The sequence below is a fragment of the Pseudomonas sp. 05L36 genome (assembly GCF_056398125.1).
Genome location: NZ_JBFTOU010000007.1, coordinates 226,821 through 246,940 on the forward strand (window position 1 = coordinate 226,821; position 20,120 = coordinate 246,940).

At 59.6% G+C, this 20,120-nt stretch carries 19 protein-coding genes; 10 read left to right on the forward strand and 9 right to left on the reverse strand.

Translation table 11 applies throughout. From position 1 onward, the window contains the following. Nucleotides 1–17: 17 nt before the first annotated feature. Entirely contained in the window at nucleotides 18–494 is a 477-nt protein-coding gene (gene bfr, locus AC1DKH_RS10790; protein ID WP_110660658.1) for a bacterioferritin, read from the forward strand. Nucleotides 495–693: 199 nt separating this feature from the next. Here bfr and grxD read toward each other — a convergent pair whose 3' ends face one another. Further along, nucleotides 694–1,035 (reverse strand): Grx4 family monothiol glutaredoxin, encoded by a 342-nt coding sequence (grxD, locus tag AC1DKH_RS10795; RefSeq protein ID WP_034149018.1) that lies wholly within the window; start codon nucleotides 1,033–1,035, stop codon nucleotides 694–696. Nucleotides 1,036–1,132: 97 nt separating this feature from the next. Beyond that, nucleotides 1,133–3,241 carry a molybdopterin oxidoreductase family protein gene (locus AC1DKH_RS10800; protein WP_477798145.1) on the reverse strand — a complete coding sequence of 703 codons (2,109 nt, stop codon included), beginning with the start codon at nucleotides 3,239–3,241 and terminating at the stop codon, nucleotides 1,133–1,135. Nucleotides 3,242–3,274: 33 nt separating this feature from the next. On the opposite strand from AC1DKH_RS10800, the gene AC1DKH_RS10805 reads away from it, so the two are divergent. The 3 genes from AC1DKH_RS10805 to AC1DKH_RS10815 all read left to right on the forward strand — a co-directional run bounded on the left by AC1DKH_RS10805 (nucleotide 3,275) and on the right by AC1DKH_RS10815 (nucleotide 5,842). Continuing rightward, on the forward strand, nucleotides 3,275–3,421 hold the full coding sequence (locus AC1DKH_RS10805) for a hypothetical protein (protein WP_477798146.1): 147 nt from the start codon (nucleotides 3,275–3,277) through the stop codon (nucleotides 3,419–3,421). A gap of 394 nt (nucleotides 3,422–3,815) precedes the next feature. Beyond that, nucleotides 3,816–4,736: an ornithine carbamoyltransferase gene (gene argF / locus AC1DKH_RS10810; RefSeq protein ID WP_218426903.1), complete on the forward strand. Its 921-nt coding sequence runs from the start codon at nucleotides 3,816–3,818 to the stop codon at nucleotides 4,734–4,736. Next, a complete protein-coding gene (locus tag AC1DKH_RS10815; RefSeq protein WP_477798147.1) occupies nucleotides 4,733–5,842 on the forward strand; it encodes an ABC transporter ATP-binding protein in 1,110 nt (369 codons plus the stop codon). The genes argF and AC1DKH_RS10815 overlap by 4 nt, the downstream gene beginning before the upstream one ends. A 115-nt stretch (nucleotides 5,843–5,957) precedes the next feature. Here AC1DKH_RS10815 and AC1DKH_RS10820 read toward each other — a convergent pair whose 3' ends face one another. Both AC1DKH_RS10820 and ybaK read right to left on the reverse strand, forming a co-directional pair. Continuing rightward, nucleotides 5,958–6,740, reverse strand: a complete 783-nt coding sequence (locus AC1DKH_RS10820; protein ID WP_477798148.1) for a PhzF family phenazine biosynthesis protein — start codon at nucleotides 6,738–6,740, stop codon at nucleotides 5,958–5,960. Between the two features lie 89 nt (nucleotides 6,741–6,829). Beyond that, nucleotides 6,830–7,300, reverse strand: a complete 471-nt coding sequence (ybaK, locus tag AC1DKH_RS10825; protein WP_477754246.1) for a Cys-tRNA(Pro) deacylase — start codon at nucleotides 7,298–7,300, stop codon at nucleotides 6,830–6,832. Between the two features lie 348 nt (nucleotides 7,301–7,648). Between ybaK and AC1DKH_RS10830 the strand changes: the two genes are divergently transcribed. The 4 genes from AC1DKH_RS10830 (at nucleotide 7,649) to glpD (ending at nucleotide 12,669) form a co-directional block, all read left to right on the forward strand. Then, nucleotides 7,649–8,500, forward strand: a complete 852-nt coding sequence (locus AC1DKH_RS10830) for an MIP/aquaporin family protein (RefSeq protein WP_477754247.1) — start codon at nucleotides 7,649–7,651, stop codon at nucleotides 8,498–8,500. Between the two features lie 74 nt (nucleotides 8,501–8,574). Further along, nucleotides 8,575–10,080, forward strand: a complete 1,506-nt coding sequence (gene glpK / locus AC1DKH_RS10835) for a glycerol kinase GlpK (RefSeq protein WP_477754248.1) — start codon at nucleotides 8,575–8,577, stop codon at nucleotides 10,078–10,080. Nucleotides 10,081–10,175: 95 nt separating this feature from the next. Next, entirely contained in the window at nucleotides 10,176–10,931 is a 756-nt protein-coding gene (locus AC1DKH_RS10840) for a DeoR/GlpR family transcriptional regulator (protein ID WP_007971301.1), read from the forward strand. A gap of 199 nt (nucleotides 10,932–11,130) precedes the next feature. Then, the gene (glpD, locus tag AC1DKH_RS10845) at nucleotides 11,131–12,669 is read left to right on the forward strand and encodes a glycerol-3-phosphate dehydrogenase (RefSeq protein ID WP_477798149.1); all 1,539 of its coding nucleotides are present in this window, start codon (nucleotides 11,131–11,133) and stop codon (nucleotides 12,667–12,669) included. A gap of 67 nt (nucleotides 12,670–12,736) precedes the next feature. Here the strand turns inward: glpD and AC1DKH_RS10850 are convergent, their stop codons facing one another. The 3 genes from AC1DKH_RS10850 to AC1DKH_RS10860 form a co-directional block, all read right to left on the reverse strand. Then, complete coding sequence (locus AC1DKH_RS10850; protein ID WP_477798150.1) at nucleotides 12,737–13,843, reverse strand: NADH:flavin oxidoreductase/NADH oxidase; 1,107 nt, start codon at nucleotides 13,841–13,843, stop codon at nucleotides 12,737–12,739. Nucleotides 13,844–14,123: 280 nt separating this feature from the next. Next, nucleotides 14,124–15,833: a single-stranded-DNA-specific exonuclease RecJ gene (gene recJ / locus AC1DKH_RS10855; RefSeq protein WP_477798151.1), complete on the reverse strand. Its 1,710-nt coding sequence runs from the start codon at nucleotides 15,831–15,833 to the stop codon at nucleotides 14,124–14,126. 66 nt (nucleotides 15,834–15,899) lie between these two features. Next, nucleotides 15,900–16,442, reverse strand: coding sequence for a YaeQ family protein (locus tag AC1DKH_RS10860; RefSeq protein WP_223459916.1), 543 nt, complete (start codon nucleotides 16,440–16,442; stop codon nucleotides 15,900–15,902). Between the two features lie 147 nt (nucleotides 16,443–16,589). On the opposite strand from AC1DKH_RS10860, the gene AC1DKH_RS10865 reads away from it, so the two are divergent. Continuing rightward, complete coding sequence (locus AC1DKH_RS10865; RefSeq protein ID WP_477798152.1) at nucleotides 16,590–17,789, forward strand: CaiB/BaiF CoA transferase family protein; 1,200 nt, start codon at nucleotides 16,590–16,592, stop codon at nucleotides 17,787–17,789. A gap of 16 nt (nucleotides 17,790–17,805) precedes the next feature. Beyond that, nucleotides 17,806–17,934 carry a hypothetical protein gene (locus tag AC1DKH_RS10870; RefSeq protein ID WP_477798153.1) on the forward strand — a complete coding sequence of 43 codons (129 nt, stop codon included), beginning with the start codon at nucleotides 17,806–17,808 and terminating at the stop codon, nucleotides 17,932–17,934. Between the two features lie 170 nt (nucleotides 17,935–18,104). Here the strand turns inward: AC1DKH_RS10870 and AC1DKH_RS10875 are convergent, their stop codons facing one another. Together AC1DKH_RS10875 and AC1DKH_RS10880 are read right to left on the reverse strand one after the other, a co-directional pair. Then, entirely contained in the window at nucleotides 18,105–18,392 is a 288-nt protein-coding gene (locus AC1DKH_RS10875; protein ID WP_477754252.1) for a DUF3509 domain-containing protein, read from the reverse strand. A gap of 160 nt (nucleotides 18,393–18,552) precedes the next feature. Beyond that, nucleotides 18,553–19,908, reverse strand: a complete 1,356-nt coding sequence (locus AC1DKH_RS10880; RefSeq protein WP_477798154.1) for a transporter substrate-binding domain-containing protein — start codon at nucleotides 19,906–19,908, stop codon at nucleotides 18,553–18,555. Nucleotides 19,909–20,120 lie beyond the last annotated feature (212 nt).

Here is a 20,120-nt window from a genome sequence, read left to right on the forward strand (position 1 = left end):
AAGGGCAGGACCCCATCATGAAAGGCGACGTTACAGTCATCCAGCATCTCAACAAGATCCTCGCCAATGAGCTGGTCGCGATCAATCAATACTTCCTGCATGCGCGCATGTATGAAGATTGGGGCCTGAACAAGCTCGGCAAGCACGAGTACCACGAATCCATCGACGAGATGAAGCACGCGGACAAGCTGATCAAGCGGATCCTGTTCCTTGAAGGCCTGCCGAACGTCCAGGACCTGGGCAAGCTGCACATCGGCGAGCACACCAAGGAAATGATCGAGTGTGACCTGCGTATTGAAAAAACCGGCCATGCCGATCTGAAAGTGGCCATCGCGCATTGCGAGAAAGTTGGCGACTTCGGCAGCCGTGAACTGCTCGAAGACATTCTCGAGTCCGAAGAAGAACACATCGACTGGCTGGAAACCCAACTGGGCCTGATCGACAAGATTGGTATCGAGAACTACCTGCAATCGCAGATGGGCGAAGACGAGTAAGTTCTACGCCGTTAATTTCGATGCAATAAAAAGCCCCGCTCTCTTTTAAAGAGGCGGGGCTTTTTTGTGCCTGCTGCTTTTATTGTAGGAGCGAGCATGCTCGCGATGGACCAGAAAGCGCTGCGGGGAACCAGGCTCCCAGCGTTATCGTTAACGACCATCGCGAGCATGCTCGCTCCTACAGGGAGCAGGAACCGAATCAGGCTTCGGACTTGTTGGCAGCAGCGGCTTCAACAGCAGCCTTGATGGTGGTCTGCAACGAACCGTCAGCAGCCATCTCGGTCATGATGTCGCTACCGCCGACCAGCTCGCCACCCACCCACAATTGCGGGAAAGTCGGCCAGTTGGCGTATTTTGGCAGGTTGGCGCGGATTTCCGGGTTCTGCAGGATGTCCACGTACGCAAACTTTTCGCCACACGCCATCACGGCCTGCGCGGCTTTCGCGGAGAAGCCGCACTGCGGGGCATTCGGCGAGCCTTTCATGTAAAGCAGAATGGTGTTGTTAGCAATCTGCTCTTTAATCGTTTCGATGATATCCATGGAGCACCTCGGCTGAACTTTCCGACTCATGGGTCGGCACGGTGGCGCATTGTAACGGAAAGCCGAGCGCCCTGCTCGGTCTCTCCGTCAGACTGACTCAAGCTGCGGCCACGGTCACCGGTACGCCATTGAGCGCGGCATTTCCCGACAGTTCGTCAAGCCGGCATTCGTCGGTCAGGTCGTTGGCGCTTGAGCCCGGCTGACTGCTGGCAATCGACATTTGCACGCCCGGCCGCGCGTGACCCCAGCCGTGAGGGAGGCTGACCACGCCTTTCATCATGTCCAGACTGCCAAGCACTTCGACCTCAATTACCCCCACCCGCGAGCTGACCCGCACACGTTGCCCGTCACTGAGCCCGCGACTGGCCAGGTCGTCCGGATGCATCAGCAACTGGTGACGTGGTTTGCCCTTCACCAACCGATGATAGTTATGCATCCATGAGTTGTTGCTGCGTACATGCCGGCGGCCAATCATCAACAACTCGTCGGCGACCGGCGCCTGCAAGGCTGCGAAGCGCGCCAGGTCAGCGAGAATCTCGGCCGGCGCTGCCTGGATGCGTTGATTGGCAGTCTTCAGGCGTGGTGCCAGGTTAGGCTTGAGAGCGCCCAGGTCGACGCCATGGGGATGATCGAACAAAGTCGCCAGCGACAGCTTGTGCTCTGACGTGTCGCCGTACATCCCCATGCGCAGACCGCGATCGATCATTTGTGCGGGGGCGATGGTGGGTTTCAACTCTTTACCGGTCCTGGCGGCAAATGTCTTGGCCAGGCCGACGAAAATCTCCCAGTCGTGCAATGCACCTTGGGGTTTTGCGAGGATGGCGCGGTTGAAACGGCTGACGTTGCGCACCGCAAACAGGTTGAACGTGGTGTCGTAATGGTCGTTTTCCAGCGCCGATGTGGACGGCAGGATCAAGTCGGCGTAACGCGTGGTTTCATTGATGTACAGGTCGATACTGACCATGAACTCCAACCCGTCCAGCGCCTGCTCGAGCTTTCGGCCATTGGGCGTGGACAGCACCGGATTGCCTGCCACAGTGATCAACGCCCGGACTTGCCCCTCCCCTTCGGTGAGCATCTCTTCGGCCAGCGCCGAGACAGGTAGTTCTCCGGCGTATTCCGGGCGCCCGGAAACCCGGCTCTGCCACAGATTGAAATGCCCGCCCGAAGTCGTCGCCACCAGATCCACCGCTGGCTCGGTGCACAAGGCACCACCCACGCGATCGAGATTGCCGGTGACCAGATTGATCAACTGCACCACCCAGTGGCACAGCGTACCGAAGGCCTGGGTCGAAACGCCCATGCGGCCATAGCAGACTGCACTCGGTGCCGCGGCGAAGTCCCGCGCCAACTGGCGGATCTGTTCGGCCGGTACGGCGCACAACGGACTCATGGCCTCGGCAGTGAACGGCGCGACGGCCTCGCGCACGTCCTCCAGGCCGTCCACCGGCAGATGGCTGTCGCGGGTCAGACCTTCAGCGAACAAGGTATTGAGCATGCCGAACAACAGCGCGGCATCACCACCCGGGCGCACGAACAGATGCTGATCGGCAATCGCCGCCGTCTCACTACGGCGCGGATCGACCACCACCACTTTGCCGCCCCGGGCCTGTATCGCCTTCAAGCGTTTTTCCACATCTGGCACGGTCATGATGCTGCCGTTTGAAGCCAGCGGGTTGCCGCCCAGGATCAGCATGAAATCGGTGTGATCGATGTCCGGGATCGGCAGCAACAGACCGTGGCCGTACATCAAATGACTGGTCAGGTGATGGGGCAATTGGTCGACCGACGTCGCGGAAAACCGGTTGCGGGTTTTCAGCAGTCCGAGGAAGTAATTGCTGTGGGTCATCAGCCCGTAATTGTGCACGCTCGGATTGCCCTGATAGACCGCCACGGCGTTTTGCCCGTGACGCTCCTGAATGGCGGCGAGGCGTTCGGCGACCAGATTGAATGCCGCCTCCCATTCGATGGGCTGCCATTCATTGCCTACTCGCAGCATCGGCTGATGCAAACGATCCGGATCGTTCTGAATGTCTTGCAGGGCCACGGCCTTGGGGCAGATGTGCCCACGGCTGAACGTATCCTGGGGGTCGCCCTTGATCGATGTGATCTGGACGTTACCGCCTTCGACCTCAGTGGTTTCGATGGTCAGGCCACAGATGGCTTCGCACAAATGGCACGCACGGTGATGGAGAGTCTTGGTCATGGCCAGTCACTGTCTTGTTATGGGCGGGCAACGATGGCCGCGGAAACAAAACTATGGCGCCAGACCCGCCGCCACGCCAGCGACGTGCGTCTTGTGAATCGAGGGTTATCAGGCCAGCCGATGGCCGCCGGAGTTCAGTTCGAAGGCAGCCTGGACGGCGCCTGCAAGTGGATTTCCTGAAGGGTTTCAATCGGCCCGTGGGGGCCCTGCACGCAGGTCAGTTCGCCGATCAGGCGCCAGTGTTCGTCGAGCCCGGCGCTGATGAATGACAGGTCAGAAACCGACTGTCAGCGCACCATTGCCGCCCCGCCTGATTGCCAAGCCCCGAGGGGCCGGTGTACAAATGAGGCGCTGCTATCAGGAAACAGGCTTCAAAAGCGCTACCTCGGTGAACCCGTAGCACCTCTGAAACTCCCTAAAAACTGTAGCCCTATTGGTAAGACGCGACATTTAATTATAAGATCGCGCCTTCCCCTATTTCGTCGCCCCGTGCGGCTTACGCCGCAGGTCTCGCCCGTTGTTCCGTTAAACAAGGCTTTGAGCATCTGCGGTTTGTAGCAAAAGGTAGTCAATGATGAGCGCAAGGCACTTTCTCTCCCTGATGGATTGCACGCCCGAAGAGCTGGTCAGCGTGATCCGTCGAGGCGTTGAGCTCAAGGACCTGCGTAACCGCGGCGTACTGTTCGAGCCTCTGAAAAACCGCGTCCTGGGGATGATTTTCGAGAAATCCTCGACCCGCACCCGGATCTCCTTCGAGGCCGGCATGATCCAGCTCGGCGGCCAGGCGATCTTTCTGTCGCCACGTGACACCCAGTTGGGTCGTGGCGAGCCGATCGGCGACTGCGCCATCGTCATGTCGAGCATGCTCGACGCAGTGATGATCCGTACCTTTGCCCACAGCAACCTGACCGAATTCGCCGCCAACTCCCGCGTACCGGTAATCAACGGCCTGTCCGATGACCTGCATCCGTGCCAGTTGCTGGCGGACATGCAGACCTTCCTCGAACACCGCGGCTCCATCCAGGGCAAGACCGTGGCCTGGATCGGCGACGGCAACAATATGTGCAACAGTTATATAGAAGCGGCGATCCAGTTCGACTTCCAGTTGCGCGTGGCCTGCCCGGAAGGCTACGAGCCCAATCCTGAATTCGTGGCCAAAGCCGGCGATCGGGTCACCATCGTTCGCGACCCGAAAGAAGCCGTGCGCGGTGCACACCTGGTGAGCACCGACGTCTGGACCTCCATGGGTCAGGAAGAAGAAACCGCCAAGCGTCTGAAGCTGTTCGCACCGTACCAGGTCAACCGCGCCCTGCTTGACCTGGCCGCTGAAGACGTACTGTTCATGCATTGCCTGCCGGCGCACCGCGGCGAAGAAATCAGCGTCGACCTGCTCGACGACAAACGTTCGGTGGCCTGGGATCAAGCCGAAAACCGCCTGCACGCGCAAAAGGCCTTGCTCGAGTTTCTCGTCGAACCGGCGTACCACCACGCATGAGCCAGCCTTTACTGCTTAACCTGCGCAACCTCGCCTGCGGCTATCAGGACCAGCGTGTAGTACAGAACCTGAACCTGCATCTGAACGCTGGTGACATCGGTTGCCTGCTCGGCTCTTCGGGCTGCGGCAAGACCACCACACTACGGGCGATTGCCGGCTTTGAACCGATACATGAAGGCGAAATCCAGCTGGCGGGCGAAACCATCTCCAGCGCCGGCTTCACCCTTGCTCCGGAGAAACGTCGCATTGGCATGGTGTTCCAGGACTACGCGCTGTTTCCGCATTTGAGCGTGGCCGACAACATCGCCTTCGGCATTCGCAAGCATCCGCAAATGGATCGCGTTACCGAAGAACTGCTGGAACTGGTCAACCTGAAGAACCTCGGCAAGCGCTTCCCCCACGAACTTTCAGGTGGCCAGCAGCAACGTGTCGCCCTGGCCCGCGCACTGGCGCCGGATCCGCAATTGCTGTTGCTCGACGAGCCGTTCTCCAACCTAGATGGTGAATTGCGCCGCAAGCTCAGCCACGAAGTACGCGACATCCTCAAGGCCCGAGGCACCAGCGCGATTCTGGTGACTCACGACCAGGAAGAAGCCTTCGCAGTCAGTGACCACATTGGCGTGTTCAAGGAAGGTCGCCTGGAACAGTGGGATACGCCCTACAACCTGTATCACGAACCGCTGACACCCTTCGTGGCGAGTTTCATCGGCCAGGGCTATTTCATTCGCGGTCAGTTGAGCAGCCCGGAATCGGTGCAAACCGAGCTCGGCGAATTGCGCGGCAACCGGGCCTACACCTGGCCGGTAGGGGGTGCGGTTGATGTGCTGCTGCGCCCGGACGATATCGTCTACGCGCCGGATAGCGCACTGAAGGCGCGAATCGCCGGCAAGACGTTCCTGGGTGCGTCGACCCTGTATCGCTTGCAGCTGCCGACAGGCGCACAGCTGGAATCGATCTTCCCGAGCCATGTCGATCGCCAGGTTGGGGCGGATGTGGGTATTCGTGTCGCGGCTGAACACCTGGTGCTGTTCCAGGCGTCCGGCAGCACGGCGGCGCAGATTCCTGCTGTTGAACCAGGTGTCCGGCGTCACAGCACGGCCAACTGATACACAAAAAACCCTGTAGGAGCGAGCTTGCTCGCGAAGGCGGTGTGTCAGCCAATGATGATGTTGACTGACAATCCGCCTTCGCGAGCAAGCTCGCTCCTACATTGGATTTGCGTTAACCCAACATCAGCGTTCCGCTTGCTACGAGCGTCGCATTCCCGCCGATCTTCACTCGATCGCCTTCCAGTCGACAGAACAATTCCCCACCCCGCGCCGAACGCTGAAAAGCCGTCAGGCTCGACTTGCCCAAATGCTTTGACCAGTACGGAATCAGAAGGCAATGGGTCGATCCGGTCACCGGGTCTTCATTGATGCCGATTGCCGGGGCGAAATAGCGGGAAACGAAATCGTGCTGCTCGCCCCGCGCGGTCACGATGGCGCCCAACCATGGCAGTTTCGCCAGGGCCACCATGTCCGGCTTGCAGTCGAGCACGGCTTGCTCGGACTCCAGCACCACAAACAGTTCATTCGAACCCAGTAGCTCAACAGCCTTCACACCCAGTGCACGCTCGATTTCCGAGACCGCGTTCACCGGTGACGCCGTGATCGCCGGGAAGTCCAGCCACAGGCCTGCGCCCTCCCGCGTCACGCTCAACGGGCCGGACTTACAGGTGAAGTCCAGTCGCTCGACAGGCTCTTTATAGATCTCAAACAGCACATAGGCGCTAGCCAGCGTCGCGTGACCACACAATGGCACCTCGGTGGTCGGCGTAAACCAGCGGATGTGCCAGCCCTGCCCTTCGCGCACGACAAACGCCGTTTCGGCGAGGTTGTGCTCGGCGGCAATCTTTTGCATCAACTCATCGGCGAGCCAGGTATCGAGCCGATAGACCATCGCCGGGTTACCACTGAACGGCTGATTGCTGAACGCGTCGACCTGATGAAACTCAAGCTGCATAACCTTCTCCCTTGGTTTGTCCGCTGAGCATGCAGCGCCGGCCGAACGAGCGCCAGTGACAGAGCGGGCAGATTTTCACCATACAGCGCTCACACCCGACCGATATCGGCAAATTTCGCCTGGGTGTGCTCGGCCAGCACGGCCGGTGCCAGTTCGACTTCCAGTCCACGTCGACCCGCACTGACAAAAATACTGGCGAAGGACTGGGCTGAATTATCGATGAATGTGCGCAAGCGCTTTTTCTGCCCCAGCGGACTGATCCCGCCCAATAGATAGCCAGTAGAGCGTTGCGCTGCCGCCGGGTCGGCCATTTCGACCTTTTTCACGCCCGCGGCGTGGGCCAGCCCTTTCAAGTCCAGGCTGCCGACAACCGGCACCACGGCCACCAGCAACTCGCCCTTTTCGCTGGCCGCCAGCAAAGTCTTGAACACCTGCGCCGGATCGAGCCCGAGTTTTTCCGCCGCTTCCAACCCGTAGGAGGCGGCCTTCGGGTCATGTTCGTAACTGTGTACGCGATGTTCGGCCCGAACCTTTTTCAACAAATCCAATGCGGGGGTCATGACAGCTCCAGACTGGGCGGCAGAAGAAAAATACTGCGCCCGATTCTAGGACATTGATCGTTAAAAGGCTCTACGGCGGCGCATCCATAACGCCATTGCCTGGCCATCCCATTGCGCAATGACTCATTCATTCATGCAGCGAATAGTTTTTTTGTGACCGATGGTTCACTTTCGACCTTTGACATCAGCGTTTCTTGTCTATATTTTTTCGTTTCTGAAACTGCACGAAACGTCCTACCGCTGCACCCAGCAGTAAACCGCGACCAGGATGGGGATCCTGCCTCGGCGAAAACCGCGCTCCGACCATGATGGGAAAAGCGCCAGACAACAAAAAAAATTGAGGTTTCAATGACAACTGCTTTACAACAACCGTCGCTCTCGAGCCAATGCATGGCCGAGTTTCTGGGTACAGCGCTGCTGATCTTTTTTGGTACAGGCTGTGTTGCCGCGCTCAAGGTCGCGGGTGCCAGTTTTGGCTTGTGGGAAATCAGCGTTATCTGGGGCGTCGGCGTCAGCATGGCGATCTACCTTACCGCCGGGGTTTCCGGGGCTCATCTGAACCCTGCCGTCAGTATTGCCCTGAGCATTTTCGCGGACTTCGAAAAGCGTAAATTGCCTTTCTACGTACTCGCCCAAGTGGCGGGTGCCTTCTGTGGAGCGCTGTTGGTCTACACGCTCTACAGCAATCTATTCTTCGAATTCGAACAAACGCACCACATGGTTCGCGGCACTCAAGCCAGCCTTGAGTTGGCCTCCGTGTTCTCCACCTTCCCGAATCCTGTGCTGACCACCGCCCAGGCATTTCTGGTCGAGGTGATCATTACAGCCATCCTGATGGGCGTGATCATGTCCCTGACCGATGACAACAATGGCCTGCCAAAAGGCCCGCTGGCACCGCTGCTGATCGGCCTGCTGATTGCGGTGATCGGCAGTTCGATGGGACCGCTGACCGGTTTTGCCATGAACCCTGCGCGGGACTTCGGTCCTAAACTGATGACTTTCTTCGCTGGCTGGGGTGAAATTTCCTTCACCGGCGGACGCGATATTCCGTATTTCCTGATTCCTGTTTTTGCACCGATTGTCGGTGCCTGCCTCGGCGCCGCCGCCTATCGCGGGCTGATTGCCCGCCATCTGCACGGCGCTGTACCTGCTACAAAGGATGCAACAGCTGCCATTGACGGCAAACCCAGAACTTCTTGATACCGTTGGCGCGTGCCCCTGCCCTTTGATCACGCGCCAGACCTCACTCCCTTATTTCGTCCAAGGCAATCGACATGACCGACACACAGAATAAGAACTACATCATTGCCCTCGATCAGGGTACGACCAGCTCCCGCGCGATCATTTTCGACCGCGACGCGAACGTGGTCTGCACCGCCCAACGGGAGTTCGCTCAGCATTACCCGCAAGCCGGTTGGGTTGAGCACGATCCGATGGAGATCTTCGCCACCCAGAGCGCAGTGATGGTCGAGGCCCTTGCACAAGCCGGCCTGCACCATGACCAGGTAGCAGCCATCGGCATCACCAACCAGCGCGAAACCACCGTGGTCTGGGACAAGAACACCGGCCGCCCGATCTACAACGCAATCGTCTGGCAGTGCCGACGCAGCACCGAGATCTGCCAGCAACTCAAGCGCGATGGCCACGAGCAATACATCAGCGACACCACAGGCCTGGTCACCGACCCGTATTTCTCCGGCACCAAGCTCAAGTGGATCCTCGACAACGTCGAAGGCAGCCGCGAACGCGCGCGCAACGGTGAGCTGCTGTTCGGCACCGTCGACAGCTGGTTGATCTGGAAATTTACCGGCGGCAAGGTGCATGTCACCGACTACACCAACGCTTCGCGCACCATGCTCTTCAACATCCACACCCTGGAGTGGGACGCGAAGATGCTGGAAGTCCTCGACATCCCGCGTGAGATGCTCCCGCAAGTCAAATCGTCGTCCGAGATCTACGGCCACACCAAAAGCGGCATCGCCATCGGCGGCATTGCCGGTGACCAGCAAGCCGCTCTGTTCGGCCAGATGTGTGTCGAGCCAGGCCAGGCGAAAAACACCTACGGCACTGGCTGCTTCTTGCTGATGAACACTGGCGACAAAGCCGTGAAATCCCGACACGGCATGCTGACCACCATCGCCTGCGGCCCGCGTGGCGAGGTGGCCTATGCCCTGGAAGGTGCGGTGTTCAACGGCGGCTCCACCGTGCAATGGCTGCGTGACGAACTGAAGATCATCAACGACGCCCACGACACCGAATACTTCGCCAACAAGGTCAAGGACAGCAACGGCGTGTACCTGGTGCCGGCCTTCACCGGACTTGGCGCACCGTACTGGGACCCGTACGCCCGTGGTGCATTGTTCGGACTGACCCGCGGCGTACGCGTGGATCACATCATTCGGGCCGCGCTGGAATCGATTGCCTACCAGACCCGTGACGTGCTGGACGCCATGCAGCAAGACTCTGGGGAGCGTCTGAAAGCTCTGCGCGTGGACGGCGGTGCAGTGGCCAACAATTTCCTCATGCAGTTCCAGGCCGACATCCTCGGTACCCAGGTCGAGCGTCCGCAAATGCGCGAAACCACGGCGCTGGGCGCTGCTTACTTGGCCGGTCTGGCGTGTGGCTTCTGGGGCAGCCTGGAAGAGTTGCGTGGCAAGGCTGTGATCGAGCGCCAGTTCGAGCCGACGCTGGACGAAGCCGCGAAGGAAAAACTCTACGCAGGGTGGAAAAAAGCGGTCAGCCGTACTCGCAATTGGGCGGCTGAAGACGAGGCTGAATAAACCGGGATACGGGCTCGTATCTGTATGTAACTGGTCGGGAGCGGATTCCTGCGGCATCATGGGCAAATTTTGCACGGCAGCCCAAAGGACGCCCAATGAATCTGCCTCCCCGTCAGCAGCAAATCCTCGAACTGGTCCGCGAACGCGGCTATGTCAGTATCGAGGAAATGGCCACGTTGTTCGTTGTTACCCCGCAGACCATCCGCCGCGACATCAATCAGCTCGCGGAAGCCAATTTGTTGCGTCGCTACCACGGCGGCGCGGCTTACGACTCCAGCGTTGAAAACACCGCCTACGCCATGCGCGCCGATCAGATGCGCGACGAGAAACAGCGTATCGGCGAAGCCATTGCCGCGCAGATTCCCGACCATGCCTCGTTGTTCATCAACATCGGCACGACCACCGAATCCATTGCCCGGGCACTGCTCAACCACAGTCACCTGAAAATCATCACCAACAACCTGCATGTGGCTTCGATGCTCAGCGCCAAGGACGACTTCGACGTGCTGCTGACCGGTGGCAACGTACGGCGCGATGGCGGTGTGGTCGGTCAGGCCAGTGTCGATTTCATCAATCAGTTCAAGGTCGACTTCGCCCTGGTGGGCATCAGCGGCATCGATGAAGACGGCAGCCTGCTGGACTTCGACTATCAGGAAGTGCGGGTATCCCAGGCGATCATCGCCAATGCCCGGCAAGTGATCCTCGCGGCCGACTCCAGCAAATTCGGACGCAACGCCATGATTCGCCTGGGGCCGATCAGCCTCGTCGATTGCCTGGTCACCGATCAGCAGCCTTCCCCGGCGCTGGCGCAACTGCTGAACCAGCACAAGGTTCGGCTGGAAGTCGTTTAAACCCTTTCCAGTCTTAAAAGATCGCCCAAGCGCGATCTTTTGCTTTTATGTTCGTAAATTTTCCTTTAACGGCCCTTCGATGAGTATTTTCAATCGAAGCTGGCTGGCTGTGCGCGTCTTTATGGGCTAGTATTTTCGTAAATGAACATTAATGTTCGAATTCAAATACAGAACATCAAAGAACTCCGAGGCCGAGCCGATGCCCACTTCCACCTTGCCCACGCCCCCTCTCGCCGAGGTTTACGATATCGCCGTCATCGGTGGCGGGATCAATGGCGTGGGGATCGCAGCGGATGCCGCCGGTCGCGGTCTCTCGGTGTTCCTTTGCGAAAAGGATGACCTGGCCAGCCATACCTCGTCGGCCAGCAGCAAGCTGATTCACGGTGGCCTGCGCTACCTCGAGCATTACGAATTCCGCCTGGTGCGTGAAGCCTTGGCCGAACGTGAAGTACTGCTGGCCAAGGCTCCGCACATCGTCAAGCAAATGCGTTTCGTGTTGCCGCACCGCCCGCACCTGCGCCCGGCGTGGATGATTCGCGCCGGTCTGTTTCTCTATGACAACCTGGGCAAGCGCGAGCAACTGCAAGGTTCGAAAAGCCTGAAGTTCGGCCCTGACAACGCACTGAAAAGCGAGATCACCAAGGGCTTCGAATACTCCGATTGCTGGGTGGATGACGCGCGCCTGGTGGTGTTGAACGCCATGGCCGCCCGGGAAAACGGCGCCCACGTTCACACCCAGACCCGCTGCGTCAGCGCGCGTCGCACCAAGGGCCTGTGGCACCTGCACCTGGAGCGTGCCGATGGCAGTCTGTTTTCGATCCGCGCCAAGGCATTGGTCAATGCGGCCGGGCCATGGGTCGCCAAGTTCATTCGCGATGACTTGAAGATGGAATCGCCATACGGCATCCGCTTGATCCAGGGCAGCCATCTGATCGTGCCGAAACTATACGAAGGCGAACACGCGCACATCCTGCAGAACGAAGATCAGCGCATCGTGTTCACCATTCCGTACCTGAATCACTTCACCCTGATCGGCACCACCGACCGCGAGTACACCGGCGATCCGGCGAAAGTGGCAATTACCGATGGCGAAACCGATTACCTGCTGAACGTGGTCAATGCCCATTTCAAAAAGCAGATCAGCCGCGACGACATCCTGCACAGCTATTCCGGTGTGCGCCCGCTGTGCAACGACGAATCCGACAACCCGTCGGCCGTGACCCGCGACTACACCCTGGCGCTGTCTGGCACAGGCGAAGAGGCTCCGTTGCTGTCGGTGTTCGGCGGCAAGCTCACCACCTATCGCAAACTGGCCGAGTCGGCGCTGGCGCAACTGGCACCGTATTTCAAACACATCAAGCCAAGCTGGACCGCCAGCGCCACGCTGCCGGGCGGTGAAGACATGACCACCCCGCAAGCCTTGAGCTCGCGTATCCGCGACAAATTCGACTGGGTACCGAGCGAGATCGCTCGCCGCTGGGCCACCACCTACGGCAGCCGTACCTGGCGTATGCTCGAAGGCGTACAGGACCTCAGCGATATGGGCGAGCACATCGGCGGCGGTCTCTACACCCGCGAAGTCGACTATCTGTGCAACGAAGAATGGGCCACCAGCGCCCACGACATCCTCTGGCGTCGCAGCAAGCTCGGTTTGTTCACGACGGTGGCCGAGCAGGAAAAGCTCAAGGACTACCTGAACAAGGTCGAACTGAACCGCAGCAAGATCGAAGCGGCCTGATCGGTCACCGGCATAAACAAAAGCCCCTGAATCTCGCGATTCAGGGGCTTTTTCGTATCGATGGATTTCAGTCGCGCAAATCCGATTCATGAATCGGCTGCTCACGGTGAGTCGCCCGCTGATACTGCGACGGCCACACGGCCTTGTGCCCGCCCAGATCGTCATCTGCATGCAACGCCCAGTAGGGATCGCGCAACAACTCACGGGCCAGGAAGATGATGTCCGCCTGACAGGTGCGCAGGATGTGCTCGGCCTGGGCCGGCTCGGTGATCATGCCAACCGTGCCGGTGGCCATGCCCGACTCCTTGCGTACACGCTCGGCGAAGCGGGTCTGGTAACCCGGCCCTGTGGGAATCTCCGCATTCACCGCCGTCCCGCCCGACGAGACGTCGATCAGGTCGACCCCCAGGGCTTTGAGGCGGCGTGCCAGTTCCACCGTTTCATCGGGGTTCCAGCCATCTTCCACCCAGTCGGTGGCCGAGACCCGGACAAACACCGGCAACTCTTCAGGCCACACCGCACGCACCGCTTCGGTGACCTGCAGCACCAGCCGAATACGATTTTCGAAGGAGCCGCCATATTGATCGCGACGCTGATTGCTCAACGGCGACAGGAACTGATGCAGCAGGTAACCATGGGCCGCGTGCACTTCGACCACCTTGAAACCGGCCGTCAGTGAGCGTTTTGCCGCATCGACAAAGGCCTGGATCACCTTCGCGATCTCGCCGTCATCCAGTTGTCTGGGTTGGGTGTGCTGTGGATCGAATGCGATCGGTGAAGGTCCGACCGGCACCCAGCCGCCCTCATCGGGCTTGACGCTGCCATGCTTGCCGAGCCACGGCCGGTAGGTGCTGGCCTTGCGCCCGGCATGGGCCAGCTGAATGCCGGCAACGGCGCCCTGGGCGGTGATAAAGCGGGTGATGCGTTGCAGGGGTTCGATCTGCTCGTCATTCCACAGACCGAGGTCCTGAGCGGTGATACGCCCGTCGGCGGTGACCGCCGTGGCTTCGGTAAACACCAGCCCGGCCCCGCCGACAGCGCGGCTGCCGAGGTGAACCAGGTGCCAGTCATTGGCCAGGCCATCGGCACTGGAGTACTGGCACATCGGCGATACCGCGATGCGGTTGGGCAGGGTCAATTGGCGAAGGGTAAAGGGTTCAAGCAGCAGACTCATGGGGCACCTCTCGAATCAGTGGGCAGGCTCCAGGTTCTGTTTGAATAGTCGACGAGTGACAGGAAAAAGGTACAGCACCCGCCCCCGCGGGCAAAAAATTCGACAAGACGTCACAAGGCCAAAATCAAGCAGTGCTTAGAGCCTAGTCGACATCGACGGATGTCGCCCCCTTGTAGGAGCGAGCTCGCTCGCGATGGACGACAGGACACCGCGGGGTATCAGGTTCCCAGCGCCATCGTTCACGTCCATCGCGAGCGAGCTCGCTCCTACAGGTGTGGGCTCAACGCGGTTCGATGTGGGCAATCATCAGCTGGACCGTCTCGTTGCCACGAAACTCGTTGAGGTCGAGTTTGTAGGCCAGTTCCACCCACTTGATGGTCGGATTCGGCCAGATGTCGCGGTCGATCCCGAAGGCAATGCCGTCGAGTTTCACCGAACCACATTCACTTTTCAGTACGACTTTAAGGTGCCGTTCGCCAACGACGCGCTGCTCGACCAACTGGAACACCCCATGAAACAAGGGTTCCGGGAAGTGCTGCCCCCAAGGACCGGCATGCCGCAGGGCACGGGCCAGCTCCAGGTGAAACTCTTCCACCGCCAGGGTGCCGTCCGACAACAGGCGGCCAGTCAGGTCTTCTTCGCGCAGTTGCCGGCGCACTTCAGCGTCAAAGGCTTCGGCGAACAAGGGGAAATTTTCTTCCGGTAGCGTCAGGCCGGCCGCCATCGCGTGGCCACCGTATTTGGTGATCAGATTCGGATGCTGCGCCGCCACCACGCTCAGGGCGTCGCGGATGTGAAAGCCCTGGACCGAACGCCCCGAGCCCTTGAGCAGGCCATCTCCGGCATCGGCAAAGGCGATGGTCGGGCGGAAATAGCGCTCTTTCATCCGTGACGCGAGGATACCGATGACGCCCTGATGCCACTCGGGATCGAACAGGCACAAGCCGAACGGCATCGACTCCACCGGCAGATCCTTGAGCTGCGCCAGCGCTTCACGCTGCATGCCTTGCTCGATGGATTTGCGATCCTGGTTCATGCCGTCCAGTTGCGCCGCCATCTCACGGGCCAGACCGGCGTCTTCGGTCAGCAGGCATTCGATGCCCAGGCTCATGTCATCCAGGCGCCCCGCCGCGTTCAGCCGCGGGCCGACAATGAAGCCCAGGTCGGTGGAAGTGATACGTGCATGGTCACGCTTGGCCACCTCGAGGATCGCCTTGATCCCCGGCCGGGAACGTCCGGCACGAATGCGCTCCAGGCCCTGATGCACCAGAATCCGGTTGTTGGCATCCAGCGGCACCACGTCGGCCACACTGCCCAAGGCCACCAGATCGAGCAGTTCGCCGATATTCGGCTGCGGCTTGCTTGTGTACCAGCCCAGTTCGCGCAACCGCGCACGCAGGGCCATCAGCACATAGAAAATCACCCCGACCCCGGCCAGTGCCTTGCTCGGGAACTCGCAACCTGGCTGGTTCGGATTGACGATGGCGTCGGCCAACGGCAGCTCGTCACCGGGCAAGTGGTGATCGGTAACCAGCACCTTGAGCCCGGCCTTTTTCGCCGCGGCCACGCCTTCGACACTGGAGATGCCGTTGTCGACGGTAATCAGTAAATGCGGCTGACGCTCAAGCGCCACCGCGACGATCTCCGGTGTCAGGCCGTAGCCGTAGTCGAAACGGTTTGGCACCAGATAATCGACATGCGCCGCGCCCAGCAAACGCAGGCCCAGCGTGCCCACAGTGCTGGCCGTCGCGCCGTCGGCATCGAAGTCGCCGACGATAAGAATGCGCTGGCGCTGTTCGAGCGCCGTCACCAGCAGATCCACGGCGGCATCGATGCCCTTGAGCTGCTGGAATGGAATCAACCGCGCCAGGCTCTTGTCCAGTTCTGCCTCGGATTGCACACCCCGCGCCGCGTACAGGCGGGTCAGCAGCGGCGGAATATCACCGAGGAATGGCAGGGTGTCGGGCAGCAGGCGAGGTTCGATGCGCATGGGGTGAATGATGCTTCTCTTCGATACGTAGGATAAAACCGGGTGACGCGGTGCAATGGCGAATAATCAGCCGCGCTCACCGGCCAGCCACTGCAACTGGACTTCGTGCTGACCACGGTCGTCGGTGACGAAAATCGTTCCTTCGCTGATCATCACGTCCCACTTGATAACGCGCGGCATGTCTTTGGCCAGGGTTTCCAGGACTTCCTGCGGAACAGCCGCGATATGTACGTTTTTCAGATTTTTGATCGCCGGGATCACTTTGGTTTCCCAGACGCGCAGGCTGCCATAGGCCAGCAGGCTGGTGCGCTCGGTGCGGCGCGAGCACCAGGTCAGGCGCTCGGCATCGGGCTGGCCGACTTCGATCCAGTGCAGGACGCGGTCATCCAGACTTTTTTCCCACAAGGCCGGTTCATCCACTTCCGACAGACCACGGCCAAAAGACAGTTGCTCGTTGTACCAGAGGGCGTAGGCCAGCAGGCGCACGGTCATGCGCTCTTCGGTTTCCGAAGGGTGACGGGCGATGGTCTGCTTCACGCTCTCGTAGACGCTGCGGTCGAGGTCGGTGAGGTTCAGTTCAAACTTGTAGGTCGTGGACGGCTGGGCCATGAACGGGCTTCTTGATACGAGGAAAGGCGGCAAGTCTAACCGATGCGACGGGCAATCCACGAATTGAACACAATCAAGCTGGAGCGCCTGACAGTCGGCTATGTTAAAACGCTCTAATCGCTCATCCCTTGTCCTGCAGGATCCCGCATGCCGCTCACCGCCAAACCGCTTTCCGGTCTGAAAGTCATCGAATTGGGTACCTTGATTGCCGGCCCGTTTGCTTCGCGCATTTGCGCTGAATTCGGTGCCGATGTGATCAAGGTCGAGTCCCCGGACGGCGGTGATCCATTGCGCAAATGGCGCAAGTTGTATGAAGGCACTTCGTTGTGGTGGTTCGTCCAGGCCCGCAATAAAAAGTCCCTGACCCTCAATCTCAAGCACCCTGACGGTCAGGCGATCCTGAAACAGCTGCTGGGTGAAGCAGACATTCTGATCGAAAACTTTCGTCCCGGCGTCCTGGAGAAACTCGGCCTGGGCTGGGACGTCCTGCACACCTTGAACCCGAAACTGGTCATGGTGCGGCTGTCGGGTTTCGGCCAGACCGGCCCGATGAAAGATCAGCCCGGCTTTGGCGCAGTTGGTGAATCCATGGGGGGCCTGCGCTACATCACCGGCTTCGAAGACCGGCCACCGGTGCGCACCGGCATTTCCATCGGCGACTCGATTGCCGCGCTCTGGGGCGTGATCGGCGCACTGATGGCCCTGCGTCATCGCGAGGTCAACGGTGGCCAGGGGCAAGTGGTGGACGTGGCGCTGTACGAAGCCATCTTCGCGATGATGGAAAGCATGGTCCCGGAGTTCGATGTGTTCGGCTTCATTCGCGAACGCACGGGCAACATCATGCCGGGCATCACCCCGTCCTCGATCCACACCAGCGCCGATGGCAAGCACGTGCAGATCGGCGCCAATGGCGACGCGATTTTCAAACGTTTCATGCTGATCATTGACCGGGAAGACCTGGCCAACGATCCTCTGCTTGCCAGCAACGATGGCCGCGATGCCCGACGCGACGAGATTTATGGCGTCATCGATCGCTGGGTCAACTCGTTGCCGCTGGACACGGTGCTGGCGCGGCTCAATCAGGCCGAGGTGCCGGCCAGCCGGATCTTCAGCGCCGAAGACATGTTCAATGACCCTCAGTACCTGGCGCGGGAAATGTTCCTGCAGGCCAAGCTGCCGGACGGCAAAGACTTCAAGATGCCGGGCATTGTGCCGAAACTCTCAGAGACACCTGGGGAATGTGAATGGGTCGGGCCACAACTGGGTGAGCACAACGCACAGGTACTCCAAGAGCTTGGCTATGACGTGGCACAGATCGCACAGTTGCGCAAAGACGGAGCCATCTAAACTGAAGCGCCAGCCGATGCGCTGCCCCCTCATTACGGCAACAACGCTTCCCCGCGAGCGCCTTGATGAGGCCTACGCCGCCTGGCTGGACCCGCACTACCTGAAAGACACCAAGGCGTTTTTCGACAATCTGGCGCAGCCATGACAAATCCCGGGCAAAAAGAAACCCCGGGAAGTGGGGAGACGACCCGGGGTTAAACATGGCCTGCCTGGAGACCAGTAGCAGCAAGCTACAAGCACCGGAGCACAATGCTCGATCCTGCTGTTACAAAGTCTGACTGACCTGGGCGCGGGAAGGTTCCCACAAATATCCGTTCAATTGCGGCTGGCCAGAAGCTTGTCCTGCGCCGCATTACGCAATGCCGCGATGACACAAGGCTCAAGGCGCCCTTCAGCGATCAGCACGTCGCGATGCAAACCGTCGACCACATCCGTCAGCAGCCGTTTGTCATTCAACTGGACCTGATTGAACGCGCGCTCGACCACGGTCGCGCCGATAGCATTCTTCAGGGTTATCCGGCATTCGCCACGAATGCCTGACGGGGTCAACGTGACCTGATACGGGCTCAGCGCCTCACCGAGCAACAGACTGATACTTTCCATCCCGATCACCACTCAATAGTCCGAAACAACGTGCCTGGGGCATGCCTGAAAAAGATGACCGCTGGCCCGAGAAGAAAGTTCTGGGTACTGACCGCAAGCGAACCTGCAGCCCAGTCAAGAGAGCATGCACGGCGAACATGACAGAGAAAAAACGCAACCATCACATCTGTCGGGTACGACGGGCGATGTCGGCCCAGCCCCCCAACAATCCTCGTAGCTGGCCATCTGCCGTGTAAAACGGCACCGTCCACTGGTAGATATCCCTGACGCCTTCCTTGAACATCAATTGACGCTCGAAAAAGCGCGTCCTGCGCGTACTCAACTGCGCCAGAAACTCGGCATGCAACAGTTCAGCGGTTTGTCTGGGCATGACATCGACCTCGATCAACTGCCGCCCCTGCATCCGGTCAAAACGTGTCGACAAGGCGTCCTCATAACTTTTGTTGCACATGATCAAGCGCCCTTGCAGATCACGGACAAACATCGGGTCAGGCATGGCATCCATCAGGGCATGCTGGAAGGCGAGCTGATCGCGCAGGCTCCTTTGGGCCTCGACCCGTTGCCTGACCACCACCGCCAACCGCCGATTCCAGAGCAGGGACAACAGCCCGAACAGGCTGAGCACAAACATGCCCCAGCAGACCCACTGGTCAATCCGCTGCCAGAGACCAGGCGGCTGTAGCACGGTAGCGCCGCCGAACCACTTCAGGCGAAGGTCGCGCAGCTCCTGCGCAGGAAACGCCTCAAGCGCCTTGTTGAGGATACTCAGCAACTGCGGCTGACCTTTGCGCAACGTCAGATAATCCGCATCCCATTTGCCCGGCACCACAGCCCCGATCTGCAGCCGACCCGACGGAAAATGCTGGGCGCCGATTTCGTTTTCGATGGTGACGTAGGCTTCGTCGCTTTCAACCCAGGCACGGGCTTCGGCGTAGGTTTTAACCGAACGCAATTCGATGGACGGATAATCACGACGGATCACCGCTTCCAGTGCATGCCGGGTCGGCAGCACCAGTACCCGCGTCGCCATATCCTCCAGCGAATGCACCGGCGGCGCCCCAGCCTGCCCGACAAAGACCCATCCGGCACCGCCGAACGCATGGCTGAAATCGAGAAATACCTTGCGTTCGTCATTCATCGCCAGGGTCGTACTCAAATCCGCCGCGCCGCTTTCCAGATGGGCCAGCATCTGATCGGTGGAAAAAGACTGTTCGTAAACGAACTGCAAGCCCGTCATGTCACTGATGCGCTTGAGCAGATCACTGTTCAAGCCCGTCCATTGACCATGTTCATCCTTGAACAGGTACAACGGATATTCCAGTGCCGTGACCACCACCCGTGGATGGCTGGCCATCCATCGCAACTCCTGGTCATTCAGCACGACCTTTGAGTGGGGGGCAGACATCCCGCGTTCCGGAATCGATGCAGGGTTCGCCCCTCCCCATTCGGCGATTCCCAGCATGCCGAATAAAAACAGCCAGCGTGCGACTGGCTTGAACACACTTGTAAACAGCATTCCCACGTCCTTGGTGATCCATTCGCCTGTCCCTTCGCGGCGATAACACGACAAGTGTGCATGCAGAATCGAGTAGGAGGCGGTCTCGCGACCGCCGTCCTCTCACACCACCGTACGTACGGCTCCGTATACGGCGGTTCAGATTATGCGATTAAGCCGGTTTACCGTATCCAATATCGAGACCAAACCGAGTCCATCCCAAAGTTTCTTTG